Source organism: Pantoea sp. S18, assembly GCF_045689705.1.
Classification (GTDB): domain Bacteria; phylum Pseudomonadota; class Gammaproteobacteria; order Enterobacterales; family Enterobacteriaceae; genus Pantoea; species Pantoea symbiotica.
The window spans coordinates 2,705,460-2,729,505 of the sequence record NZ_CP142688.1 but is presented as its reverse complement, the minus strand read 5'-3'; the positions used below and the strand labels follow the sequence as shown (position 1 = coordinate 2,729,505).

At 55.0% G+C, this 24,046-nt stretch carries 22 protein-coding genes and 1 other annotated feature; of the genes, 8 read left to right on the top strand and 14 right to left on the bottom strand.

Translation table 11 applies throughout. The annotated features are described in order from the left end of the window. Positions 1-143 precede the first annotated feature (143 nt). From hisIE to hisL, 9 genes are all read right to left on the bottom strand, one after another. A complete protein-coding gene (gene hisIE / locus VIJ98_RS12640; protein ID WP_176972944.1) occupies positions 144-755 on the bottom strand; it encodes a bifunctional phosphoribosyl-AMP cyclohydrolase/phosphoribosyl-ATP diphosphatase HisIE in 612 nt (203 codons plus the stop codon). Next, the gene (gene hisF / locus VIJ98_RS12635; RefSeq protein WP_007888882.1) at positions 749-1,525 is read right to left on the bottom strand and encodes an imidazole glycerol phosphate synthase subunit HisF; all 777 of its coding nucleotides are present in this window, start codon (positions 1,523-1,525) and stop codon (positions 749-751) included. Before hisF ends, hisIE begins: the two co-directional genes overlap by 7 nt. Then, positions 1,507-2,244, bottom strand: coding sequence for a 1-(5-phosphoribosyl)-5-[(5-phosphoribosylamino)methylideneamino]imidazole-4-carboxamide isomerase (gene hisA / locus VIJ98_RS12630; RefSeq protein ID WP_008104827.1), 738 nt, complete (start codon positions 2,242-2,244; stop codon positions 1,507-1,509). The genes hisF and hisA overlap by 19 nt, the downstream gene beginning before the upstream one ends. Beyond that, the gene (gene hisH, locus VIJ98_RS12625; protein ID WP_008104825.1) at positions 2,244-2,834 is read right to left on the bottom strand and encodes an imidazole glycerol phosphate synthase subunit HisH; all 591 of its coding nucleotides are present in this window, start codon (positions 2,832-2,834) and stop codon (positions 2,244-2,246) included. Before hisH ends, hisA begins: the two co-directional genes overlap by 1 nt. Continuing rightward, entirely contained in the window at positions 2,834-3,901 is a 1,068-nt protein-coding gene (hisB, locus tag VIJ98_RS12620) for a bifunctional histidinol-phosphatase/imidazoleglycerol-phosphate dehydratase HisB (protein WP_154157703.1), read from the bottom strand. Before hisB ends, hisH begins: the two co-directional genes overlap by 1 nt. Beyond that, positions 3,898-4,974 carry a histidinol-phosphate transaminase gene (hisC, locus tag VIJ98_RS12615; protein WP_323274295.1) on the bottom strand — a complete coding sequence of 359 codons (1,077 nt, stop codon included), beginning with the start codon at positions 4,972-4,974 and terminating at the stop codon, positions 3,898-3,900. Before hisC ends, hisB begins: the two co-directional genes overlap by 4 nt. Then, positions 4,971-6,278: a histidinol dehydrogenase gene (hisD, locus tag VIJ98_RS12610; protein ID WP_154190122.1), complete on the bottom strand. Its 1,308-nt coding sequence runs from the start codon at positions 6,276-6,278 to the stop codon at positions 4,971-4,973. The genes hisC and hisD overlap by 4 nt, the downstream gene beginning before the upstream one ends. Before the next feature lie 4 nt (positions 6,279-6,282). Next, positions 6,283-7,182 carry an ATP phosphoribosyltransferase gene (gene hisG / locus VIJ98_RS12605; protein ID WP_008104821.1) on the bottom strand — a complete coding sequence of 300 codons (900 nt, stop codon included), beginning with the start codon at positions 7,180-7,182 and terminating at the stop codon, positions 6,283-6,285. Positions 7,183-7,235: 53 nt separating this feature from the next. Then, positions 7,236-7,357: a sequence feature (His leader region), on the bottom strand. After that, positions 7,333-7,380, bottom strand: coding sequence for a his operon leader peptide (hisL, locus tag VIJ98_RS12600; RefSeq protein ID WP_100396937.1), 48 nt, complete (start codon positions 7,378-7,380; stop codon positions 7,333-7,335). (Overlaps the previous feature by 25 nt.) A gap of 176 nt (positions 7,381-7,556) precedes the next feature. Between hisL and VIJ98_RS12595 the strand changes: the two genes are divergently transcribed. Beyond that, positions 7,557-8,384 carry an SDR family oxidoreductase gene (locus tag VIJ98_RS12595; protein ID WP_323274293.1) on the top strand — a complete coding sequence of 276 codons (828 nt, stop codon included), beginning with the start codon at positions 7,557-7,559 and terminating at the stop codon, positions 8,382-8,384. 39 nt (positions 8,385-8,423) lie between these two features. Here the strand turns inward: VIJ98_RS12595 and VIJ98_RS12590 are convergent, their stop codons facing one another. From VIJ98_RS12590 to puuD, 3 genes are read right to left on the bottom strand one after another with little or no spacing between them, the layout of a single operon-like run. After that, a complete protein-coding gene (locus VIJ98_RS12590) occupies positions 8,424-9,701 on the bottom strand; it encodes an FAD-binding oxidoreductase (protein WP_323274291.1) in 1,278 nt (425 codons plus the stop codon). Between the two features lie 24 nt (positions 9,702-9,725). Then, positions 9,726-10,283, bottom strand: coding sequence for an HTH-type transcriptional regulator PuuR (puuR, locus tag VIJ98_RS12585; RefSeq protein ID WP_008104818.1), 558 nt, complete (start codon positions 10,281-10,283; stop codon positions 9,726-9,728). Beyond that, the gene (gene puuD / locus VIJ98_RS12580; RefSeq protein ID WP_323274288.1) at positions 10,280-11,044 is read right to left on the bottom strand and encodes a gamma-glutamyl-gamma-aminobutyrate hydrolase; all 765 of its coding nucleotides are present in this window, start codon (positions 11,042-11,044) and stop codon (positions 10,280-10,282) included. The genes puuR and puuD overlap by 4 nt, the downstream gene beginning before the upstream one ends. 213 nt (positions 11,045-11,257) lie before the next feature. Between puuD and VIJ98_RS12575 the strand changes: the two genes are divergently transcribed. Together VIJ98_RS12575 and VIJ98_RS12570 are read left to right on the top strand one after the other, a co-directional pair. Then, positions 11,258-12,673 (top strand): glutamine synthetase family protein, encoded by a 1,416-nt coding sequence (locus VIJ98_RS12575; protein WP_061717698.1) that lies wholly within the window; start codon positions 11,258-11,260, stop codon positions 12,671-12,673. 372 nt (positions 12,674-13,045) lie between these two features. Next, entirely contained in the window at positions 13,046-14,404 is a 1,359-nt protein-coding gene (locus tag VIJ98_RS12570) for an APC family permease (protein WP_323274286.1), read from the top strand. 82 nt (positions 14,405-14,486) lie between these two features. Here the strand turns inward: VIJ98_RS12570 and ygbI are convergent, their stop codons facing one another. Next, on the bottom strand, positions 14,487-15,248 hold the full coding sequence (gene ygbI, locus VIJ98_RS12565) for a DNA-binding transcriptional repressor YgbI (RefSeq protein WP_323274285.1): 762 nt from the start codon (positions 15,246-15,248) through the stop codon (positions 14,487-14,489). A gap of 259 nt (positions 15,249-15,507) precedes the next feature. On the opposite strand from ygbI, the gene ltnD reads away from it, so the two are divergent. From ltnD to VIJ98_RS12540, 5 genes are all read left to right on the top strand, one after another. Next, a complete protein-coding gene (gene ltnD / locus VIJ98_RS12560) occupies positions 15,508-16,416 on the top strand; it encodes an L-threonate dehydrogenase (protein WP_008104804.1) in 909 nt (302 codons plus the stop codon). 2 nt (positions 16,417-16,418) lie between these two features. Continuing rightward, complete coding sequence (otnK, locus tag VIJ98_RS12555) at positions 16,419-17,678, top strand: 3-oxo-tetronate kinase (protein WP_323274283.1); 1,260 nt, start codon at positions 16,419-16,421, stop codon at positions 17,676-17,678. Further along, entirely contained in the window at positions 17,675-18,301 is a 627-nt protein-coding gene (locus VIJ98_RS12550) for an aldolase (protein ID WP_323274282.1), read from the top strand. The genes otnK and VIJ98_RS12550 overlap by 4 nt, the downstream gene beginning before the upstream one ends. Beyond that, positions 18,301-19,080, top strand: coding sequence for an HPr family phosphocarrier protein (locus VIJ98_RS12545; protein WP_323274280.1), 780 nt, complete (start codon positions 18,301-18,303; stop codon positions 19,078-19,080). The genes VIJ98_RS12550 and VIJ98_RS12545 overlap by 1 nt, the downstream gene beginning before the upstream one ends. A 117-nt stretch (positions 19,081-19,197) precedes the next feature. Continuing rightward, positions 19,198-20,550 carry a GntP family transporter gene (locus tag VIJ98_RS12540; protein ID WP_154157685.1) on the top strand — a complete coding sequence of 451 codons (1,353 nt, stop codon included), beginning with the start codon at positions 19,198-19,200 and terminating at the stop codon, positions 20,548-20,550. Positions 20,551-20,660: 110 nt separating this feature from the next. Here VIJ98_RS12540 and VIJ98_RS12535 read toward each other — a convergent pair whose 3' ends face one another. Then, complete coding sequence (locus tag VIJ98_RS12535; RefSeq protein WP_323274278.1) at positions 20,661-23,768, bottom strand: Ig-like domain-containing protein; 3,108 nt, start codon at positions 23,766-23,768, stop codon at positions 20,661-20,663. Positions 23,769-24,046 lie beyond the last annotated feature (278 nt).

Sequence of the window (24,046 nt, the reverse complement as noted above, 5' to 3'; positions counted from 1 at the left end):
CTAGATAGATCTGCAGGGTAAGCATGGCAAACCTTAGTTGAGCAGTATATTGCTCAATTCTAATTCGTTTTGCTTTTTTTGAGAAGGATGCTGCTCAAGTTTCGCTTTATCAGCCAATTTTGAGCAGCATGTTGCACAATCAGTTATTTATGACGCGCCCGCAGATTATTGATAATGGTGCTCAAATCCAGCTCCTGGTCCTGCAGCAGCACCATCAGGTGATATAGCAAATCAGACGCTTCATTGGTCAACTCGTGACGATCATTAACCGTCGCCGCCAAAGCGGTTTCCACGCCTTCTTCACCCACTTTCTGCGCGATACGCTTGGTGCCGCTGGCGTACAGCTTCGCGGTATACGAACTCTCTGGATCGGCAGTTTTGCGTGAAGCCAGCAGTTGCTCGAGTTGATAGAGGAACGTCCAGTCTGGCGCCGCCGGTGAGAAGCAGCTGGATGTGCCGAGATGGCAGGTTGGGCCAATCGGATTCGCCAGCACCAGCAAGGTATCGTTGTCGCAATCCGGCGTAATGCTCGCCACTTGCAGGAAGTGGCCCGAGGTTTCGCCTTTGGTCCATAAACGGTTTTTAGTACGTGAGAAGAAGGTGACATTGCCCTCGCTGAGGGTTTTTTGCAGCGCTTCCTCGTTCATATAACCGTGCATCAGCACTTCGCCGGAAACGTTGTGCTGGACGATAACGGGCATCATGCCCGCGGTTTTGACCCAATCCAGCCTGGCCAGTTGTTCTGCAGTTAACACGCGCGAATCTCCACACCGTTGTCGATCAGGAAGTTTTTCAACTCGCCGATATTGATAATTTGTTTGTGAAACACCGAAGCCGCCAGCGCGCCATCGACATTCGCCTGCTCAAAGGCTTCGAGGAAGTGCGGCATGGTACCCGCGCCGCCAGAAGCGATTAGCGGTACTTTGCAGACATCGCGCACTTTCTTCAGCTGCACCAGATCGTAGCCATTACGCACGCCATCCTGGTTCATCATGTTGAGGACGATTTCGCCCGCGCCCAGCTTCTGCACTTCCTGCACCCAATCGAGGGTTTCCCACGTGGTCACTTTGGTGCGCGCTTCGTCGCCGGTGTACTGATTGACGTGATATTTGCCGCTCGCTTCGTCAAACCAGGTATCGATACCCACCACGATGCACTGCACGCCAAAGCGATCGGCCAGACGCGTAATCAGCGTTGGATCGGCTAATGCCGGCGAGTTGATGGAAATCTTGTCGGCACCGAACTGCAGAATGCGCGCCGCGTCTTCTTCGCTCTTAATGCCGCCCGCCACGCAGAAAGGAATGTCGATCACTTCCGCGACGCGTGAAACCCAGCTTTTGTCCACTACGCGGCCATCCGATGAGGCGGTGATATCGTAGAACACCAGCTCGTCCGCGCCTTCCTGCGCATAGCGCTGCGCCAGCGGTACGATGTCGCCGATGATTTCGTGGTTGCGGAACTGAACGCCTTTCACTACTTGCCCATCACGCACATCGAGACAAGGAATTATCCGTTTTGCCAGCATGCAATCGCCTCCGCAACAGTGAATTTATCTTCCAGTAAAGCGCGACCGACGATCACCCCCTGCGCGCCGCTGCCGCGTAACGCCGCGATGTCATCCAGCGAACCGATGCCACCCGAAGACTGGAAAGCGATGTCCGGGAAGGCGGCAGACACTTCTTTATACAGTTCGACGTTGGAGCCGCTCAGCGTACCGTCGCGCGAAATATCGGTGCACAGCACATGTTTGAGGCCAACAGGCTGATACCAGCCGATTACCTCTTCCAGCGTTACGCCCGCCGCTTCCTGCCAGCCGCTGATCGCCACTTCTTTACGGTTGTTGGCATCAATGCGCACATCCAAAGCCAGCACGATGGCGTCCGCGCCAAACTCGCTGAACCAGCTTTTGACTTCTTCCGGCTGCTTCACCGCAGTGGAACCCACTACCACGCGCGTAGCGCCCGCTGCCAGTAGCGCCGCCACGTCATCGCGATTGCGGATGCCGCCGCCAACCTGCACCGGCACGTTCACGCCGCGCAATAAGGTGGTAAGCAGCGGAATCTGGCGTTTGGCCGGATCTTTCGCGCCGGTCAAATCCACCAGATGCAGCACTTCAGCGCCCTGGCGTTGGTAATCCTGTAAGCGCGGCAGCGGATCGCTACCGTAATCGCGCTGCTGGCCGTAATCGCCCTGATGCAGGCGCACCACTTTGCCGTCGATTAAATCTAATGCGGGGATAATCATCACATCTCCAGGAAATTTTTCAGCAACTGCGCGCCTGCTTTGCCCGAACGCTCCGGGTGGAACTGCACGCCGAAGAAGTTATCTTTCTGCAAGGCGGCAGTGAACGGATGACCGTAATCGCACTGCGCGATGGTGGCGGCATTCACCGGCATAGCGTAGCTGTGCACGAAATAGAAGTAGCTGCCATCGGGAATGTCGCGGAACAGATGATGGCCCGCTTTGGCGGTGATCTGGTTCCAGCCCATGTGCGGCAGCGGTAAATCCTGCGTGTCCATCAGCGTGACCGGCTCATCAACCAGGCCGAGCGTGGTTACGCCGCCGTTCTCATCGCTCCCGCGACCGAGCAGCTGCATGCCAAGGCAAATGCCGAGCACCGGCTGAGTACAGGCTTTGATCAGATCGATGAGATCGCGCTCCTGCAGCTGGTTCATCGCCGCCTGCGCGGTGCCAACGCCCGGCAGCAGCAGCTTGTCGGCATGCAGCACCACATCCGGGTCGCGGCTCACCTGCGGCGTGTAGCCGAGGCGCTCAATGGCCCACTTCACCGACGACAGGTTGGCGCAGCCGGTATCGAGGATCACCACGTTCATCACAGCACTCCTTTCGAGCTCGGCAAGGTGTTGCCTTCCACACGAATCGCCTGGCGCAGCGTGCGGCCAAAGGCTTTGAACAGGCTTTCCACACGATGGTGATCGTTGCGGCCTTTGGTTTTCAGATGCAGCGTGCTCATCATCGCGTAGGATAGCGAGCTGAAGAAGTGCTCGACCATCTCGGTGCTGAGATCGCCGACGCGCTGGTAGCTGAACTCGGCTTTGAATTCGATGTGCGGACGGCCGGAGATATCCAGCGCGCAGCGCGCCAAACACTCATCCATTGGCAGCACAAAGCCGAAACGGCCGATGCCACGTTTGTCGCCCAGCGCTTTCAGCAGCGCTTCGCCGAGCGCCAGACCGGTATCTTCCACGGTGTGGTGATCGTCGATGTAGAGATCGCCTTTCACATCAATGTTCATGCGGAAGCCGCCGTGTACTGCAATCTGGTCCAGCATGTGATCAAAGAAGCCGACGCCGGTGTTAATTTTGCTGCCGCCTTCACGATCCAGCCACACTTCGACTTTAATCTGCGTCTCTTTGGTGTTGCGTTGCACCAGCGCATAGCGATCGCGCTTGGTCAGACGTGCCTGAATCGCATCCCAATCTTCGCCTTCCGCGCCGTAACGCAGGCCCTGAATGCCCATGTTTTGCGCTAGTTGGATATCGGTGAGACGATCGCCAATCACGTAGCTGTTGGCGGTATCGAGCGCACCAGCGGCCAGCCAGGCTTCCACCATTTTGGTCTTCGGCTTGCGGCAATCGCAGTTATCTTCCGGCATATGCGGGCAGATCAGGATGTCGCTGAAATTCACGCCTTGTGAGCTGAGAATCTGCATCATCAGGTTGTGCGGGCCGTCAAAATCGGCCTGCGGGAAGCTGTTGGTGCCGAGGCCATCCTGATTGGTGATCATCACCAGTTGATAACCCGCTTCCTGCAACGCCAGCAGCGCAGGAATGGCGTTCTTCTCAAACGCCAGCTTCTCCATGCGATCCACCTGATAATCGGTGGGTGGCTCAGAGATGATGGTGCCGTCGCGGTCGATAAAAAGGATCTTCTGACTCATGCTTGCTCCACTGATAAGGCTTGCAGCGCGGCGATCAGGCGCTCGCACTCTTCACGGGTGCCGATGGAGATGCGCAGGCATCCCGCAAGGCCGGGGTTTTTGTTTTGGTCGCGCAGAATAATGCCTTGATCCCACAGCGTTTTAAACACTTTTGGCGAATCAGTGAAGCGCGCCAGAATGTAGTTGGTTTCGCTCGGGAACACCTGTTGCACCACGCTAATCTGCGGCAACTGCTCAAACAGCCGGGCGCGATTGGCGTTCAGCTCGGCAACGTGCTGACGCATCAGCGCAATACCTTGCTCGCTCAGCGCTTGTCCGGCCACATCCGCCACCGGCGTGGCAAGTGGATAGGGCGCAATCACTTTCATCAGCAGATCGATCACCGGCTTGTTCGCCAGGGTGAAGCCGCAGCGCAAACCGGCCAGCGCGAAGGCTTTGGACAGCGTGCGCAGAATCACTAAGTGCGGATACTCCTGCAGCCAGCTCGCCAGCGTCGCTTCCGGGCAGAACTCAATATAGGCTTCATCGGCAACCAGCAACGCTTTACCGGCGGTCATATCCAGCAACTTGCGAATGTCATCGGGATTGATCAAGTTGCCGGTCGGATTGTTCGGGCTGCACATATAGACGACTTTCACGCCGTCGAGCTGGTCGGCAATCGCCGGCAGATTCAGCTGCCAGTCATCGAGTGCCGCCACGGTGCGGTATTCGATGCCGATGGTTTCCGCGCTGACGCTGTACATGCCGTAGGTTGGCGGGCAGAACAGAATCGCATCTTTGCCCGGCTCGCAGAAGGCGCGCATCAGCAGTTCGATGCCTTCATCCGCACCGCGACTGACCAGAACCTGCTCCGGCGTCAAACCGGCGTAAGCGGCGTAACGCTCAATAACAATCTTCGGCTGGCATTCCGGATAGCGGTTCAGCGTTTGCTGCGACAGCTCAAACGGCACCGGCAGCGGGAATTCGTTGGCGTTCAGCCACACATCACCGTTGCCACCCAGACGACGCGCCGATTGATACGGCGTCAGCGCTCGCACGTTGGCGCGCGCTAACTCTTCAATATTCAGGCTCATGCTTGCTCCTTCAGCGCGGCAACACGCAGGGTAACGGCATTTTTGTGGGCTTCCAGCTGCTCGGCGGCGGCCAGCGTTTCAATCGTTGCGGCAAGATTGAGGAAGCCTTGCGGCGTCAGCTCTTGCACCGTCATACGTTTCTGGAAATCGGCCAGGCCAAGGCTGGAGCAGGTGGCGGTGTAACCGTAGGTCGGCAGCACGTGGTTGGTGCCAGACGCGTAATCGCCCGCTGATTCCGGTGACCAGTCGCCAAGGAACACTGAACCGGCGCTGGTGATGCTATCGACCAGATCGCGCGGTTGGCGCGTCTGAATGATCAGGTGCTCAGGACCGTACAGATTGGAGATCTCGATGCACTGATCCAAATCGCGCAGCACAATCAGGCGGCTGCTTTCTAACGCCTGACGCGCGGTAGCGGCGCGTGGCAGCTGCGCCAGTTGCTCTTCAACCGCCTGAGCCACGCCTTCGGCCAGTTGCAGCGACGGCGTCAGCAGAATCACCTGCGAATCCGGGCCGTGTTCCGCCTGCGACAGCAGATCCGAAGCCACGAAAGCGGGCGTTGCGCCTTCATCGGCAATCACCAACACTTCTGATGGACCGGCTGGCATATCGATCGCCGCGCCATCTAAACGCTGGCTCACCTGACGTTTGGCTTCGGTGACATACGCGTTGCCTGGGCCAAAAATCTTGTCCACTTTCGGCACGGTTTCGGTGCCGAAGGCGAGGGCGGCAATAGCTTGCGAGCCGCCAACCTGAAACACCTCTTTAACGCCGCACAGCTGTGCTGCATAAAGAATTTCATCGGCAATCGGCGGTGGCGAGCACAGCACCACGCGACCGCAACCGGCGATGCGCGCCGGTGTCGCCAGCATCAACACGGTTGAAAACAGCGGGGCGGAACCGCCAGGAATGTACAAACCCACCGATTTCACCGGACGGGTAATCTGCTGGCAGCGCACGCCTGGCTGAGTTTCCACATCCACTTCCGCCAGAATCTGCGCGTTGTGGAAGGTCTCGATATTGCCCACAGCCACCGCCATCGCCTGCTTCAGCGTGTCGCTCAGACGATCGCTGGCGGCTTGCATCTCTTCGGCGGTGACGCGCAGGTTATCCACCTGCGCTTTGTCGAAGCGCGCGCTAAATTCACGCAGCGCCGCATCACCGCTCTCTTTCACTTGTACCAACACGTCACGCACGATCTGGCTGATACTTTCTGAAGCCGAAATCGCCGGACGCATCAGCAGCGCTTGCTGCTGCTCTGCGCTGCATTGCTGCCAATCAATGGGTGTCATCAGAGTGCTCATGGTGTTACTCCAACATTTTTTCGATTGGCAGCACGAGGATCGAGCTTGCACCCAGCGACTTCAACTTTTCCATGGTTTCCCAGAACAGCGTTTCGCTGCTCACCATGTGCATCGCTACGCGGCTGACATCACCGGCCAACGGCAGCACGGTTGGACGCTCAGCGCCCGGCAGCAGCGCAATCACTTCATCCAGGCGCTCGCTTGGCGCGTGCAGCATGATGTACTTGGATTCACGCGCTTTAATCACGCCCTGAATACGCGTCATCATTTTGTCGACCAGCTCTTGCTTGGCGGCCGGCAGTTCGCCATCGCGCTGAATAAGCACCGCTTTAGAACGGTAAATCACTTCTACTTCGCGCAGGCCGTTAGCTTCCAGCGTGGCGCCGGTTGAAACCAGATCACAAATCGCATCGGCCAGGCCAGCGCGAGGTGCGACTTCAACAGAACCGTTCAGCAGGCAGGATTTGAAAGCGACGCCTTGTTTATCGAGGTATTTCTTCAGCAGGTGCGGATAAGAGGTGGCGATACGGGCGTTATTCAGGCATTGCGGGCCGGTGTACTCTTCATCAACCGGCATCGCCAGCGACAGGCGACAACCGCCGAAATCCAGACGACGAAGCGTGAAGTAACGCGGATCTTCGCCCTGAGCACGACGATTCAGCAGCTCCTCTTCCAACACGTTTTCACCAACGATACCGAGATCGACGACGCCATCCATGACCAGGCCAGGGATATCGTCATCGCGCACACGCAGGATGTCGATTGGCATGTTCTCCGCAAACGCAATCAGACGCTGTTGCTGAAGGTTGATTTTGATACCGCAGCGTGCCAGCAGTTCGCGTGATTCATCACTTAAACGGCCAGATTTCTGCATAGCTATGCGAATACGGGTGTTATCTAACATGGTTCCTGTCCTCTTATTCAATCCTGTCTGAACGTGTTGGTTTGCGTTCGCCCATAAAAAAACCCCCGGAAGATGATCTTCCGGGGGCTCTCTTTGCGTTCGCACCACTGGAAGATCCTAATCGTCTCCCAGCACACATCGCCTGAAAGACTAGTCAGGATGATGGTGATGATGGTGGTTGAACTGAACGCGTGTCATAGTAAATTCCGTTGCTGAATGAGTATTCATTTGCGTGCTGAATAACCTAACGAAGATGGTGACAATTGGCAACCCTTTTTTAACCGTCAATTTCCGGAATCTCCCGAAACAGTTTGCGCTGGTTTGGCACATCTAGCCGCACTAAGATGAAGTGTGAGCCCATAGCAGGAGTCGATATGAAAAAGGTCGCGATTGTAGGTCTGGGATGGCTGGGTATGCCGCTGGCGATGGCGCTAACGGCACGCGGCTGGCAGGTCACCGGTAGTAAAACCTCGCCGGATGGCGTGGACGCCGCACGCCGCTGTGGCATCGAAGCCTTCCAACTGGTGCTGACACCCGAGCTGGAGTGTGAAGCCGAAGAGTTAGATGCACTGATGGCGGTGGATGCGCTGGTGGTGACTTTGCCCGCCAGCCGCACGGTAAAAGGTGGTGAAGATTACATGCAGGCGGTGCAGAACGTGGTGGACACCGCGCTGGCGAAAAAAGTCCCGCGTATTATTTTCACCAGCTCTACATCGGTATACGGCAGCGGCGAAGGTGTAATGAAAGAGACCAGCCCACTGCAGCCGGAAACCGTCGCCGGCAAAACGCTGGTGGAGTTGGAAAACTGGCTGCACGATCTGCCCGGCACCAGCGTGGATATTGTGCGCCTCGCAGGATTAGTGGGGCCGAATCGTCATCCAGGTCGTTTCCTTGCAGGCAAAACCGGGCTGGAAAACGGCGGTCATGCGGTCAATCTGGTGCACTTGGATGATGTGGTTGACGCGATTGTGCTGCTACTGCAAACCCCAAAAGGCGGGCACATTTACAATCTGTGCGCATCGAAACACCCATCGCGCGATAGCTTTTATCCCAGCGTGTCGAAGCAGCTGGGGCTTGAACCACCAACGTTTGCGGCTGAGCCGGAGCGTTCAAACGGCAAGGTGATTGATGGATCGAAAATCGCTAATGAGCTGGGGTTTGAGTACACCTATGATGACCCGATGAAAATGCCGTTGGAATGACAATGTAGGGTCGCCATTCATGGCGACCTGGTCAAAACCTCACACCCCAAACCGATCCCGCAACGCATACCATGCCGCCCCCATCGCTGTGAGCGGCACCTTAAACCTTCTCCCACCCGGAAACGGCAGATGCGGCAATTTCGCGAACGCATCAAATCTCTCCGCATGCCCACGTAAGACTTCCGCAATCAATTTCCCGGAAAGATGAGTACAAGTCACACCATGCCCGCTGTCACCCTGCATAAAGAACGCATTCTTCTCCACCTGGCCAAACTGCGGCATGCGCGATAGCGTAAGCAGGAAATTGCCGCTCCAGCGGTGGCTGATTTTGATATCCCGCAACTGCGGAAAGGTGCGCAGCAGCTTGGGGCGAATCAGCGCTTCAATGTCATCCGGCTCGCGCGCGCCGTACACCACGCCGCCACCATACAGCAGGCGGTTATCGGCGGTGAGGCGGAAGTAATCCAGCAGGTAGTTACAATCTTCAACGCAGTAGTTGTTCGGCAGCAAACCCAGCGCCTGATCGCGCGTTAAAGGTTCGGTGGTGACGATCTGCGAACCGCACGGCATGCTTTTGCGCGTCAGGCGCGGTTCGAGCTGCGACGGTAAATAGGCGTTGCCGGCAAAAATCACGAAGGTGGCGCTGACTTCGCCTTTAGCGGTTTTTATTCGGTGTGGTGCGCCATATTTCACTTCTATCGCCGCAGACTGCTCATAAATGCGCCCGCCGTGTCGGCGAATCGCTTCGGCTTCACCCAGCGCCAGATTAAGCGGATGCAGATGTCCGCCGCGTTTATCAAGCAAGCCACCAACGTAACGATCGGTTGCTACTTCACGCCGAATGCCGCGTTCATCGAGCAATTCCAAATCATGATTACCGTAGCGCGCCCAAAGCGCTTTCTGGTTGCGCAGATGGCCCATTTGCCGCTGATTCAGTGCGGCAAAAATGCCGCCGGGACGATAGTCGCAGGCGATAGCGTAACGGTCGATGCGGTCGCGAATGATCTCCGCGCCTTCAAACATCATGCTGCCGAGCATCTGTGCGGTCTGTTTGCCGTAGCGCTGCTCAATCACATCCACGTCGCGGCTGTAAGAGTTGACGACCTGGCCGCCATTGCGGCCGCTGGCGCCAAAGCCGATTTTTGCCGCTTCGAGCAGCACCACGTCGTAACCGGCTTCGGTGAGAAACAGCGCGGACGAGAGCCCGGTAAAGCCGCCGCCAATGATGCAGACATCGCACTGCACCGACTCTTGCAGCTCCGGCCACGGCTCATGCGCGTTGGCGGTAGCGGCGTAATAACTTCCCACATGTTGCATTACATCCTCCTTAAGCGCGAAACCTTAGAAATTGGCGGGCGTATGCGCGCTAACAATGCGACACGGCTGATCCGAGGTATTGGTAAAACTGTGCGGTAAGCCGGTATCAATCACATAGCTTTCACCGCGATAGAGATGGTAACTCTGGCCGTTGACCACCAGCGTGATTTCACCTTCCAGCACCGTGCCGGTTTCCTCGCCGGGATGGCGTAACTTCTCGCCGGTGCTGGCGCCGGGTTCATAACGCTCCAGCAGCATCGCTAGTGCGCGTCGCGCGGCACCGTTATCGATCAGCATCAGCGATACGCCAAGGCTGCCGATCTCCACGCACTCTTCCGGGCGCACAATCACGCGCGGCGTGGCATTGATTTTGGGTTCGGAGAAAAACTCCGACAGTGATAACCCGTAAACTTTCAGTAGCTTCTGTAAGGTGCTGACGGCCGGGCTGACTTTGTCCTGTTCGATAGTGCTAATGGCGCTGTGCGTTAAACCTGATAACTCAGCGACGCGACGCTGAGACAATCCCAACTCCTGCCGGATCTGCGATAAGCGACGTCCGGGTGCCAGAGTGGCATCATTCATGGCTGTTTTTCCTTGTGATAACAGACAGCGGCGTGGATAAAGGCCTCAAACAAACGGCGCGAGACCGGATCGCCATCGGAGTGCCATTCCGGATGCCACTGCACCGCGAGGGCGAAAGGGTGCTTTGGCAGGCTAACGGCTTCAATCAGCCCATCGGGCGCGCGCGCTTCCACGCGCAGCAGCGGACCGGTTTCACGAATGCCTTGTCCATGCAGCGAGTTGACCGCAAAGGGTTCGGCGCTGCCCAGCAGTTGGCTCAGCATGCCATCTACTTCTGGCTGCACGTCATGCACCGGCGCATATTGCTCATCCAGCGCTAGCGCATCATTTTCACGGTGTTCCTGGAATAGATGTGTCATATGCAACTGGCGATGCAGCGCACCGCCGTTGGCGACCACCAGCTCCTGCAAGCCACGACAGATGCCGAACATCGGCATCTTTTTACCGATGGCATGTGTGATAAGCCCGAAGGCAAGGCGATCGCGCGCCGGATCGGCATACGCCTCTTTACCGTCTTCGCCATAATGCCAGGGTTCGATGTTGCTGGGGCTGCCGGTCAGCAAAATGCCATCCAGCACGGTCATACTGTTTTCTAATAGATGAGGCGCCTGCATCAGGTGATGCGGCAATGGCAGCGGCACGCCACCGGCAAGCACGATAGCGTCGAGATATTTGTTGTGAACCGTTTGCCCCGGATGGCTGCCGATAAAGTTCTGGCACATCACTACGCCAATCAAGGGCTTGTCAAAAATAATGCCCATAACGTCTCCGCGTTGCTGTTCAATATTTTCGCCGGAAATGCGCGGCTGGCCTGTAAAGTGTGCAATATTTTGTCAATCTAGCAACCGATCGTTCATTCCTCAAACAGAATTGTTACATTTGCACACTTTTTGCGTTAGAGCTATGTTAGAGGAGTGGCTGTTATTTTGAGCATTACGCGCACCAATATTAAACGGTAAAGGGCGGGTGGGATCATGACGAACCTCGTAGAAGTAGAAGACTTCACGCGACATAGTGAAGAGAAACGAACAAGCGCGTTCCAGCTGGAGGTCAAAACCTGGCTGGAACGCCATCCTGAAACGCAGTATGTCGATATTCTTCTTAATGATTTAAATGGGGTATTTCGCGGTAAACGCATTCCCATCTCCGCATTGGCAAAACTGGAAAAAGGGTGTTACTTCCCAGCTTCGGTTTTCGCGATGGATATTCTCGGTAACACCGTCGAAGACGCCGGACTTGGACAATCACTCGGCGAACCCGACCACCTCTGCATGCCGGTTCCCGGAACCTTAATTCCCTCTGCCGCCGATCCCACGCACATAGCCCAGCTGTTGCTGACCATGTGTAACCAAGATGGCACTCCCTTTGACGTTGAACCCCGTAATGTCCTCAATCGGCTGTGGCAACAGTTGCGCAATCGAGGATTGTTCCCGGTGGTAGCGGTAGAGCTGGAGTTCTATCTGGTGGATAAAAAGCGCGATGCCGAGGGCTTTATTCAGCCGCCGTGCTCGCCGGGCAGTGATGAACGCAATATGCAGAGCCAGGTCTATTCGGTGGATAATCTTGATCACTTCGCCGACGTGCTGCGGGATATCGACCATTTAGCTAAGCTGCAAGGTATTCCCGCCGATGGCGCGCTGGCGGAAGCTTCACCTGGCCAGTTCGAAATCAACCTGCATCACACGCGCGACGTGCTTAAAGCCTGCGACCATGCCATTCAGCTGAAACGGCTGGTGCGTCAGGTAGCGGAAAATCACGGCATGACCGCGACATTCATGGCCAAACCTTACGAAGAGTACGCCGGAAGCGGCATGCATGTGCACATCAGCATGCTGGATGCCGCCGATCACAACGCCTTCGCGCTGGATGACGGCAGCGATTCACCGCTGATGAAACGCGCGCTGGCGGGCATGATCGATCTGATGCCGGCTTCGATGGCGTTGCTGGCGCCGAATGTGAATGCCTATCGTCGCTTCCTGCCGGAAGCCTATGTGCCGCTGCAGGCATCGTGGGGACATAACAACCGTACTGTGGCGTTGCGCGTGCCTTGCGGCGATGCGGATAACCATCGCATTGAGTATCGCGTGGCCGGTGCGGATGCAAATCCCTATCTGGTGGTGTCAACTATTCTTGCCGGTATTTTGCACGGTCTGGATAATCAGCTACCCTTACCGCATCCGGTGCAGGGCAATGGACATGAAGCAGAAGGGCTGGCATTACCGATTCGGCAGAGCGATGCGCTGTATGAATTCGAGAATAGCTACCCGCTGCAGAAGCTGTTGGGCGAGCGTTTCAGCGGCGTGTGGCACAGCTGCAAACAGTATGAATTGATGCAGTTTGAGCGCTTAATCACCTCAACAGAAATCGACTGGATGCTGAAGAACGCCTGACGCAGGAAGATTTGATCTAACGTCTTGTGCCGATGGCATAAGTTGGGGCAAAATACGCGCCCTGCAAAATGAGAAACATAACCGACGCTTATCCCGTCGGTTATTTTTTTGCATGATGTACTCACTGAAATTCAAACGAGGCCGGACACGCATCCGGATAGATAGATACTGACAAACACGCTTGTGCGTGAGATTTGAGGAAAACAAAGATGGGACTGTTTAACATTGCACTAGCTCAGGCTGGTTCTCGCTTCCGTGATGACTACGGCGCCGCGACAATCGCAAACTCTTATATCACTTCTCACTGCAGCAAATTGCGCAGTAGCCCTGTAGCCCAACCGATCGCGGTTGTCGTCTGCGGGGGCCTGAACAATGTCGCTTAACACCTCTGCCGCACCTCAGCGTGCACATCTGAAAAAATCCCTGACCTTGATCCCGGTTGTCATGATGGGCCTGGCGTATATGCAGCCAATGACCCTGTTTGATACCTTCGGTATCGTGTCTGGATTGACCGACGGCCACGTCGCCACCGCTTATGCTTTCGCCCTGATCGCGATTCTGTTTACTGCCGTGAGCTACGGCAAGCTGGTACGCCGCTTCCCATCTGCGGGCTCCGCTTACACCTATGCTCAGAAGGCAATCAGTCCGCACGTCGGTTTTATGGTTGGCTGGTCATCATTGCTGGACTACTTGTTCATGCCGATGATCAACATCCTGCTGGCGAAAAGCTACTTTGAGACGCTGGTGCCGGGCATTCCGTCGTGGATTTTCGTGGTGCTGCTGGTGGCCTTTATGACCATCTCCAACCTGCGTGGAATCAAAACCGTTGCCAACTTCAACAGCGTGATCGTGGTGCTGCAAGTGGTAGTGATGGTAGTGATCACCGGCATGGTGGTTTACGGTGTGGCAAACGGTGTTGGCGCAGGAACCTTGACCAGCAGCAAACCGTTCTGGTCTGAGAATGCACACGTAGTGCCGATGATTACCGGTGCGACCATTCTCTGCTTCTCGTTCCTCGGCTTTGACGGCATCAGTTCACTGTCGGAAGAGACCAAAGATGCTGAACGCACTATCCCGCGCGCGATTTTCCTCACCGCGCTGATTGGTGGTGTGATCTTTATCGGTGTCTCTTACTTCCTGCAGCTGTACTTCCCGGACATCTCACGCTTCACCAATCCGGACTCTTCACAGCCAGAAATCATGCTGTTCGTGGCGGGTAAAGCGCTGCAGATTGGCATTCTGATCTTCTCGGTGGTGACGGTGCTGGCATCCGGTATGGCCGCGCACGCAGGCGTTTCGCGTCTGATGTACGTAATGGGCCGCGATGGCGTGTTCCCACAGCGTTTCTTTGGCTTCATTCACCCGACTTATCGCACGCCGTCTCTGAACGTGCTGCTGGTGGGGGGAGTGGCGCTGCTGGCAATCAACTTCGACCTGGTCACCGCAACCGCGCTGATTAACTTCGGTGCACTGGTCGCATTCACCTTTGTGAACCTGTCGGTGATTGCGCAGTTCTGGATCCGTGAGAAGCGTAACAAGACGCTGAAAGATCACCTCAACTATCTGGTGCTGCCGGTGATGGGCGCCCTGACAGTCGGTGCGTTGTGGATTAACCTGGAAGAGACCTCAATGGTGCTCGGCCTGGTGTGGGCAGCGATTGGTATTATTTACCTCGCGTTTGTTACCCGCACCTTCCGGAACCCGGTTCCGCAGTTCAGCGAAGAAGTGTGATTTAAATGACCAGGTGCGCATTCATGCGCACCCTACATCGTAGGGTCGCCATGAATGGCGACCTGGTTTAAAACCGTAAAACCTAGCTCGCCAGCACCAACTCCCAGCTCCCCGCACTCAACGCCTCGCGTCCCGCTTTACTCAACTCCGCATCCGTAATCAAGGTATCAAAGCGCTCCAGCGGCAACGCCAGATGCGTCGCAATCTTGTTGTACTTCGAACTGTCGCTTAACAACACGCGCTTACTACTGACATCGCTCGCCGCCTGCTTGACCGGCACTTTATCCTCATCCGGCGTATACAGCCCGCGCGGGCCCCAGCAGGACGCGGAGATAAATGCGATATCGATCGCCAGCTGGCGCAAACTGCGTGCAGCTGCTTCACCGACGCTGGAACGGTTCTCACGACACACCGTGCCGCCGGTGTGAATCAGTTTGCAGCCGCTCCTTCCCATCAGCAGGCGTGCAATCACGAAATCATTGGTCACCACCAGCAGGTCATCACGTTCTACCAGCTCGCGCGCCAGCGCCAGAGTGGTGGTGCCGGCATCGATATAGATGCAGCTATTGCGCGGAATATGGCGCGCGGCATATTGACCAATCGCCATCTTCTCGCCGCTGTACATATTGGTTTTCGCCAGATGCGACGGCTCAGCCGCCAGGCGATCTGCCGAGCGCACACCGCCCGAAACTGACAACACCGCGCCTTGCTCTTCCAGCTTCTGCACGTCGCGACGTATCGTCATATGCGACACACCCAACCGCTCAGTAAGCTCGGCAATACTGACAACGCCGCGTTCGGCAACCAGCGCTAAAATTTGTTGATGACGTTCAACCGGAATCACATTGCTCTCCCTGAATTATCATTTTTTCACATTGTAGATCATCGATTCACAGCCCGCAGCACAAATTATCTAGCTAGAATTTAAGCAGAAATCCCGTATCAACAGGGTGCGGCGCGCTAACTTCCTCCTGTGAATCCATGTTAAGCGTTACGCAGTGAAGTTAGTTTTTGTGATATCACGCACGTTTATTCGCCACTGACTGCGGCAGACTTAACACCAATGAACAAATTATCACTTAAATTAACAATGGAGGTTTGCTATGTCAGCAACCGTGAATAACATCGGCGTGATTGGTTTAGGTTCCATGGGCATGGGTGCAGCGCAGTCTTGCATCCGTGCAGGATTAAATACCTGGGGTGTTGATCTCAATCCGCAGGCGCTGGAAACCCTGCGTCAGGCCGGTGCGCGTGATGCGCAGACCTCCGCTGCCAGCTTTGCCGCGGAACTGGATGCGGTGTTACTACTGGTGGTGAATGCCGCGCAGGTTAAAGCGATTCTGTTTGGTGAAAACGGCGTGGCGGCACAGCTCAAGCCCGGCACCGTGGTGATGGTCTCTTCTACCATCTCTTCACAGGATGCGCAGGCGATTGAACAACAGCTGGCGCAGCATCAGTTGCTGATGCTGGATGCACCGGTTTCCGGCGGCGCAGCCAAAGCGGCGGTCGGTGAGATGACCGTGATGGCCTCCGGCAGCGACGAAGCTTTTGCCCTGCTGAAGCCGGTGCTGGATGCGGTGGCGGCGAAAGTCTATCGCGTGGGCAGCGAAATCGGTCTCGGCTCAACCGTCAAAATCATTCATCAGCTGCTGGCGGGCGTACACATTGCCGTGGGCGCTGAAGCGATGGCGCTGGCCGCACGCGCCGGTATTCCACTCGATACCATGTATGACGTGGTCACCAACGCCGCCGGTAACTCGTGGATGTTTGAGAACCGCATGCGTCACGTGGTGGATGGCGATTATTCGCCGAAATCAGCGGTCGATATCTTCGTTAAAGATCTTAATCTGGTGGCAGATACCGCCAAGTCGCTGCACTTCCCGCTGCCGCTGGCCTCCACTGCGCTCAACATGTTTACCGAAGCCAGCAACGCCGGTCACGGTCGTGAAGATGACAGCGCGGTGATCAAGATCTTCAGCGGCATCACGCTGCCGCAGGCGAAGGAGAAGTAATCATGCGTTTAGGCGTCATTGCAGACGATTTTACCGGTGCGACCGACATCGCCAGTTTTCTGGTGCAGAACGGTCTGCCGACCATCCAGTTCAACGGCGTGCCGGAAAGTCACGACGAACTGAGTGCGCAGGCGATTGTGATCAGCCTGAAGTCGCGCTCTTGCCCGGCGCAGCAGGCGATCGATCAGTCGCTGGCGGCGCTGCAGTGGCTGCAACAGCAGGGCTGCGATCGTTTCTACTTCAAATATTGCTCCACCTTCGACAGCACCGAGCAGGGCAATATTGGCCCGGTGACCGATGCGCTGCTGGCGGCGTTGGGCGAAACGCAAACGGTGATCTCGCCGTCGCTGCCGGTTAACGGTCGCACGGTGTATCAGGGTTATCTGTTTGTCGCCGATCAACTGCTGTCCGAATCGGGCATGCGGCACCATCCGGTAACGCCAATGACCGACAGCAATCTGGTGCGTTTGATGACGCGTCAGGCCAAAGGTCAGGCGGCGGTGATCAACGCGGCTCAACTGGATCAAGGTGCTGATGCGGTGCGTGCGCAACTGGAGGATTTGAAGGCGCAGGGCATCAACTATGTGGTGCTGGACGCGTTGCATGAGCAGCACTTGCTGACGCAGGGCGAAGCGCTGAAAGAGACGCGTCTGGTGACGGGCGGTTCAGGCCTGGCGATCGGTATCGCTCGCGCCTGGGCGACGCAGCAGCAGAACAGCGACGCTGAACACGCCGGACGTCCGCAAGGCGAGCGTGCGGTTGTAATCTCCGGCTCCTGCTCGCAGATGACCAATCGTCAGGTGCAGGCGTATCGCCAGCAAGCGCCATCGCACGAAGTGTTGGTGGAGCGCTGCCTCGATAACGCTGAAAGCTATGCACAGGAGCTCTGTGATTGGGTGGAAGCCAATCATCAGCCCGATCTGGCACCCTTGCTGTTTGCTACCGCCGATGCGCAGCAGCTGCAAGCCATTCAGCAGCAATACGGCGCGGCGCGCAGCAGTGAAGCGGTTGAGCAGCTGTTTGCTGCGGTAACGCGTGAGCTGAAAAGCCGTGGCTGGCAGCGCTTTATCGTCGCCGGTGGTGAAACCTCGGGCGTGGTGGCACAAAGTCTTGGCGTCACCGCATTCCACATTGGCCCAATGATTTCGCCGGGCGTGCCGTGGGTGCGCGATATCCATCAGCCGCTGTCGCTGGCGCTGAAATCAGGCAACTTTGGCGACGAACAGTTCTTTGCCCGCGCACAACAGGAGTTTTCAGCATGACGGAACAACAAGCACGCGAAGAAATGGTGCAGCTCGGCGCATCCTTCTTTCAGCGCGGATACGCTACCGGTTCGGCAGGCAACCTGTCGCTGCTGCTGGAAGATGGCAACTTGCTGGCGACGCCAACCGGCTCCTGCCTCGGCGAGTTGCAGGCCGATCGTCTGTCGAAAGTGACGATTCAGGGCGAATGGATCTCCGGCGACAAGCCATCGAAAGAGGTCGCATTTCACCGCGCGCTCTATCTGAATAATCCGGAGTGCAAAGCGGTGGTGCATCTGCACAGCCACTATTTGACGGCGCTCTCCTGCCTGAACGATCTCGATACTGAAAATTGCATTCGCCCGTTCACGCCGTATGTGGTGATGCGCGTGGGTGATGTACCGGTGGTGCCATACTACAAGCCGGGCGATCAGCGTCTGGCTGACGATTTGGCCAATCTGGCCTCGCGTTATAGCGCCTTCCTGCTGGCCAATCACGGTCCGGTGGTGGTGGGAAAATCCCTGCGCGAAGCCGCCAATAACACCGAAGAACTGGAAGAGACCGCGCGCCTGATGTTTACGCTCGGCAACCGTTCGATTCGTTATCTGACCGATAGCGAAGTCGCGGAATTGAGGAATTTCTAATGCCTAAGTTTGCAGCCAATTTATCTACCCAGTTCGGTGAACTGCCGTTTATCGAACGCTTTGCCGCCGCTGCTAACGCCGGTTTTCGCGCGGTGGAATTCCTGTTCCCGTATGACTTTCCTGCCGGAGTGATTAAAGCCGAGCTGGAAAAACATCAGCTGGAACTGGTGCTGTTCAACACTGCCGCAGGCAACGTGCAGGCGGGCGAGTGGGGCGTTTCTGCTATTCCGGGCCGTGAACAGGAAGCGCGCGCCGATATTGATCGGGCGCTGGAATACGCGCTGGCGCTCAATGTGCCGCAGGTGCATGTAATGGCGGCAACGGTGCCAAACGGTGCCGATCGTGCAGCCTATGAAGAGACTTTTGTGCGCAATATGCATTACGCCAGTGAGCGTTTTGCGCCGCACGGCATTCGCCTGCTGCTGGAAGCGCTCAATCCGGTTACCAAGCCGAATTATCTCTACTCAAGCCAGTATCAGACGCTGGCGATGATGGCGCGTATCGATCGGCCCAACGTCTTTACCCAACTCGATCTGTTCCATGCGCAGCTGGTGGACGGCAATCTGACGCATCTGATTCGTGAATACGCCGGTCGTTATCGCCATATCCAGATTGCTTCTGCGCCGCACCGTCACGAACCGGATGAAGGCGAGATCAACTATTCCTATCTGTTCAATCTGCTGGATGAAGTGGGTTACGACGGTTGGGTGGGATGTGAATATATCCCGCGTGGCCGCACCGAAGCGGGCCTTGGCTGGTTCGCGCCTTACGCTAAATAACCCCTGTTTTACCGCCCAACGCAGCGGCTTTGCACGCTGTGTTGGGCAAGTCTTACCTCAATTCGTCAATGCCAGAAATAACCATACTAATAAATAGATATAAATCAGAGGGATACCATGTCTACCGCATTGTTGTTAGCTATAGCTACTGCCAGCATCGTGATCTTGCTGCTGCTGGTAATTAAAACCAAAGTTCACCCCTTTGTGGCGCTGCTGATCGTCAGCTTGCTGGTGGCGATTGCTACTGGCATTCCCGCCGACAAAATCATGGAAACCATCTTTAGCGGCATGGGGAACTTGCTGGGGCATATCACCATTATCATCGTGCTGGGGGCGATGCTCGGCGCAGTGATTGAAGCCTCGGGCGGCGCGGAGTCGCTGGCGCAACGCTTCAGTAAATCGCTGGGTATCAAGCGTACCGTGGCGGCGCTGACCATGGCGGCGTTTATCCTCGGCATTCCGGTGTTCTTCGAAGTTGGCTTCATCATCGTGATTCCGCTGATTTATGGCTTCACCAAAGTGGCACGCGTGTCACCGCTGAAGTTTGGCTTGCCGATGGCGGGCGTGATGTTGACGGTGCACGTGGCGCTGCCTACGCATCCAGGCGCTGCAGCGGCTGCAGGGATTCTGCATACTGATATGGGCTGGCTGATGATGCTCGGAATCCTGATCTCGATTCCGGTCGGTATCGTCGGTTACTACGTAGCGAAAGCGATGAACCTGCGTCAATACCATCTTTCCGTCGATGTGCTGGAGCAGCTACAGCTGGCGAAGCCGGAAGGCAAGCCGAAAAACGACGCGCCACCGCCGGGTGCGCTGACGATTACCGGCCTGATTGTCGTGCCGATTCTGTTAATCGTCATGGGAACGGTAGCACACACCACGCTGGCAGAAGGCAGCACGCTACGCTCGGTGATGACGGTGATTGGAACCCCAGCGATTGCGCTGCTGATTGCATTGGGACTGGCGGCGTGGCTGCTCGGCGTGCGTCGAGGCTGGAGCAAAGAGAAGTTGGAAGATCTCACCGGGCGTGCGATTCCCAGCTCTGCCAGCGTGATTCTGGTGGCGGGCGCAGGCGGTGCCTTTGGTAAGGTGCTGGTGGAATCGGGCGTAGGCAAAGCGCTGGCGTTGACGCTGGAAACCTTGCATCTGCCGCTGGTGCCGGCGGCGTTTATTTTGTCACTGGCGCTACGTGCGTCGCAGGGATCGGCAACGGTCGCGATTCTGACCACCAGTGGTTTACTAAGCCAGGCGGTGGGCGATGTGACGGATATGCAGCGCGTGCTGGTGACGCTGGCGGCTTGCTTCGGCGGCTTAGGTTTGTCGCACGTTAATGACGCCGGTTTCTGGGTGGTGACGCGCTACTTGGGCTTGTCAGTGGCCGACGGTTTGAAAACCTGGACGGTATTGACCACGATTATGGGATTAAGCGGCTTTGCGCTGACGTGGTTGGTTTGGGGCATGATTTAAATAACGTGGTTAATTCCGCGCATCAATTGTGATCTTTGGGATTGAAATAAAAACGCTGTGTCATTAATTAAAAAATGACACAGCGTTAATTTACGTTACTTCAGAGCAAATCAGATTATTTCAACTTTAACATCTGACTGCACCAGCAGCTCTGCATTCTCACCATTGTGGCTATAAACTTCATATTTTACGCCCGCAACGGTAATGGTGCCTTTTTGATGCGTCCACTGCTCGACATCGTCACCTTCCGGCATAATATCTTTCAGTTGAATAACATCATTTTTATCGCCCTGAATCATCAGTTGCCTGGCATCAGCTTCAGTGAAAAGACCTTCCTCGCCATAAGTCAGCAAATCTTCCACGGTGATAACCTTGGTGGTGCTTTCACCATCTTGCAGGTCAATAATCGCTTTGGTTTCGACAAGGCCATTTAACTCAACCTTGCTGTCATCATGGGCAGCGATGTTGGCGCTATTACTGTCGTAGCCGTAATCGGGATTTCCTGGGTTATTTCCCCATACAACGTTATCAATCAGGATATTACTACGCCCATAGTTTTCGATCTCAACACGATAAATTTGTAGACCAGCAGGTGCAGTATAATTTACATAGCCATTGTAATTACCATAATGCAATCTATTGTCATAGGCATCATAAAAAATAACGCCGGCAGCAGTTTCCGTACTAAATTGGATATCAGAGGTCTGACCTACAGTAAAGCTAAATAAATCAGTGTCAGGTGAAATTTTCATCTTTCCGCTTTGACTATAAAGCACTCCGTCTAGAACTCGAAAATTATTCTGTCCTGCACCCGCACTAAATACATGTCCTTCAGGAACGTCATGGTCAAAATATACGCTACCTTTTTGTGAGATACTGGACATGCCAGTATTAATGCCTTGAATAGCAATCCCACCTTTATCTCTGTAAGAAATTCTTACTTGACCAATTAATTCACCTTGTGGCGCTACAAAACCTGATGAAAACAAATTCCCATATATTGATACCCCCCCTTTCCTAAGGAAATCCGAGGTTCCCAAATAATTACCTGTGGTGCTGTAATAATCTAAACCAGCAAAACCATTGTTTGAAAGCCCAGCAATTGTCATATAAAAATCAGTAGCAGGGGGGGTATCAAAAATAACTCTATGTATAGAAGTATCATCGCCACCCCATAACTTAAGGGCACCTAACTCCTTTTTAACTAAAGTATGGTTTGTAGAGAATACCCCACCGGACACTAATTTTATGGAGCCCCCTTCTGGTATCCTGAAAGTGTATCCTGATTGAAATTGCCTTCCTGCTCCATTGATGATTGCATCATCATGGAAGTTGTTAACATAAAAGCCTTCACCCGTTTTTCCGGTACCCACCAACGTGAACCTGGCTTCATTTGAAGGGTCGCTGACTCCGGCTGATTTTACTTCTCTTGCGGTGATACTGTGGAAACCTGAAGTATAATTACTGTCGTGCAGATATGACCATTTACCGTCGGTGCCTGCCGTGGTGCTGCCAATTAACGTTGTGCCATCGTAAATATTAATAACGCTCAGCGCGCGGCCAGTGCCTTCAACCTTTACGCTGCCATCATCAATAATGCCGCCATTAACAAACTTGTCGTATGCGCCACTCGCCTGGTGCTCGAACAATCCTGTAATGCTTGGTTTATCCGGACCCAAACCGGAAGTATCGATTTCGATCTGCCATTTATTTGACACGCCGGAATAGTCACGCTGCACGGCCCAGAAGTTATGGTGTCCGTCGCCCAGCGCCGCCGGCGTGAAACTCCAGTCACCATTACTGCTTGTCTGCGTGGAGCCCAGCAGTGTGTTGCCGTCGTAAATAAGGACAAAGCGTCCCGCTTCAGAGCGACCGGATAAGGTTGGGGTGCTGTCATCGGTGATACCGTTGTTGCCGACAGGCCCGGTAACGCCAACATCGTCAAAAACCTGCGTAATGGTGGTCGGCACCGAAGGTGACGGATAAATATGCAGATCGAAACTGTCATTCCAGTCCGCTGCACCTTCACTCTTAACCTGGAAATTCCAGTCGCCAGCCAACAGATCAACCGACGGCGTCCAGCTCCATTTTCCATCATGGCCTACATCAACGGTGACGCTGTTCTGGCTGCCATTGAGCGTGTACTGAATCACAACCCGGCTGTTCGATTCTGCCCGACCAGTGAATCTCGGTGACATGTCATCGGTATAATCACCGCTGTTGAGTTTGCCGATACTGGTGCCGAAATCGTCCCAGACTTCGGTGATTTTTGTCTGCTGATCGCCTGAACCCGCAGCAAAGATGTCCAGGTTAAATAGTGCAGAAGAGACTTTAGGTGTCGCCGCCTGGAACTCGTATTGACCGGCCGCCAGCGCAGGGGAAGGGGTCCAGCTCCAGTTTGGTCCGTTCACCGTTGCGGTTGCGCTTCCTGCCCAGGTGCTTTCACCCGCTTTGCGGTAGTAAACGATGACCGTAGCGCCTTCATTTGCCTGGCCGCGCAGTGTTGGCGTAGTGTCGTCGGTAAGCGCGCCATTGTTCAGCACGCCACTCCATTTACCCGCATCATCAAGAGCGTCGACGATGGTAACGAAGTCAGCCATGCCAACATTAATGATGAAGGAATCAGAGACTTTGCCCTCACGGTAAATCGGCGCATCATTGGCATCTTTGCCAAACTCTTCAATAGCCACCAGGGTTAATACGTTCTCACCCTGTTGCAAATCATTATTCGGCTCGATAACCCATTTGCCGGTCACTGCATCAGTTTTTGCACTGCCAATATTATTGCCTGCTGCATCCCGTAAATATACAACGGTATTAGGCTGAGCAACGCCCGTCAGAGTTGGTTTAGCATCGTCTGTCAGCTGGCCCGGATCAAAGCTACCGGTTTTCGTGCCAACGTCATCTTTGAGATTTATAAGCTCAGGGGCTTCTGGAGGCGTAGTATCAATGACCAGCGTGCGCAGGGTTGCCGGACCAACATTACCTGCAGCATCAATGACAAAAATTGACAGATTATAAACACCATCAGGCAGATCTTCATCGAGCGTCCAGGTGTATTTACCGTCAACAGGGTTGTAATCCGCATTGACCTGTTTTTGGCCAAGCGTAATTCTTACTACGGTGTTTGGATGGTATTCACCGGTGGAGCCGGCGAAAGTAGGGCGTCGAATATCTCTGTAAATATATTTTGTCTGGTCATATGCAAGTAAGTTCATAGTTTCAATTCCGATTCAATAACTAAGCGATATAGTGAGTTAAGAGAATCAAAATGGTATAGAAACCTATTTCAGCTGCTAAAGAGACGTGTCTCAAAAGCCCGTCAAAGGCTATGAGTTATGTGTATTTTAAGAGCGGAACTAAAAAATCAGACGGAGAGTGAAACCAAAGAATTCGATGTTTAAAAAAACGAAGTAAAAAGCCGGTTAAAAAGGAAAAACCCTCTCTTTCGAAGAGGGCATTGAACAAATCTTCTTAAGACACCAACTCCTGCGCA

Bases quoted from the DNA above. Each gene is read 5' to 3' on its own strand.
- hisF (WP_007888882.1), bottom strand. From the start codon at position 1,525: ATGCTGGCAAAACGGATAATTCCTTGTCTCGATGTGCGTGATGGGCAA.
- hisA (WP_008104827.1), bottom strand. From the start codon at position 2,244: ATGATTATCCCCGCATTAGATTTAATCGACGGCAAAGTGGTGCGCCTG.
- hisH (WP_008104825.1), bottom strand. From the start codon at position 2,834: ATGAACGTGGTGATCCTCGATACCGGCTGCGCCAACCTGTCGTCGGTG.
- hisB (WP_154157703.1), bottom strand. From the start codon at position 3,901: ATGAGTCAGAAGATCCTTTTTATCGACCGCGACGGCACCATCATCTCT.
- hisC (WP_323274295.1), bottom strand. From the start codon at position 4,974: ATGAGCCTGAATATTGAAGAGTTAGCGCGCGCCAACGTGCGAGCGCTG.
- hisD (WP_154190122.1), bottom strand. From the start codon at position 6,278: ATGAGCACTCTGATGACACCCATTGATTGGCAGCAATGCAGCGCAGAG.
- hisG (WP_008104821.1), bottom strand. From the start codon at position 7,182: ATGTTAGATAACACCCGTATTCGCATAGCTATGCAGAAATCTGGCCGT.
- VIJ98_RS12595 (WP_323274293.1), top strand. From the start codon at position 7,557: ATGAAAAAGGTCGCGATTGTAGGTCTGGGATGGCTGGGTATGCCGCTG.
- VIJ98_RS12590 (WP_323274291.1), bottom strand. From the start codon at position 9,701: ATGCAACATGTGGGAAGTTATTACGCCGCTACCGCCAACGCGCATGAG.
- puuR (WP_008104818.1), bottom strand. From the start codon at position 10,283: ATGAATGATGCCACTCTGGCACCCGGACGTCGCTTATCGCAGATCCGG.
- puuD (WP_323274288.1), bottom strand. From the start codon at position 11,044: ATGGGCATTATTTTTGACAAGCCCTTGATTGGCGTAGTGATGTGCCAG.
- VIJ98_RS12575 (WP_061717698.1), top strand. From the start codon at position 11,258: ATGACGAACCTCGTAGAAGTAGAAGACTTCACGCGACATAGTGAAGAG.
- VIJ98_RS12570 (WP_323274286.1), top strand. From the start codon at position 13,046: ATGTCGCTTAACACCTCTGCCGCACCTCAGCGTGCACATCTGAAAAAA.
- ltnD (WP_008104804.1), top strand. From the start codon at position 15,508: ATGTCAGCAACCGTGAATAACATCGGCGTGATTGGTTTAGGTTCCATG.
- otnK (WP_323274283.1), top strand. From the start codon at position 16,419: ATGCGTTTAGGCGTCATTGCAGACGATTTTACCGGTGCGACCGACATC.
- VIJ98_RS12550 (WP_323274282.1), top strand. From the start codon at position 17,675: ATGACGGAACAACAAGCACGCGAAGAAATGGTGCAGCTCGGCGCATCC.
- VIJ98_RS12545 (WP_323274280.1), top strand. From the start codon at position 18,301: ATGCCTAAGTTTGCAGCCAATTTATCTACCCAGTTCGGTGAACTGCCG.
- VIJ98_RS12540 (WP_154157685.1), top strand. From the start codon at position 19,198: ATGTCTACCGCATTGTTGTTAGCTATAGCTACTGCCAGCATCGTGATC.
- VIJ98_RS12535 (WP_323274278.1), bottom strand. From the start codon at position 23,768: ATGAACTTACTTGCATATGACCAGACAAAATATATTTACAGAGATATT.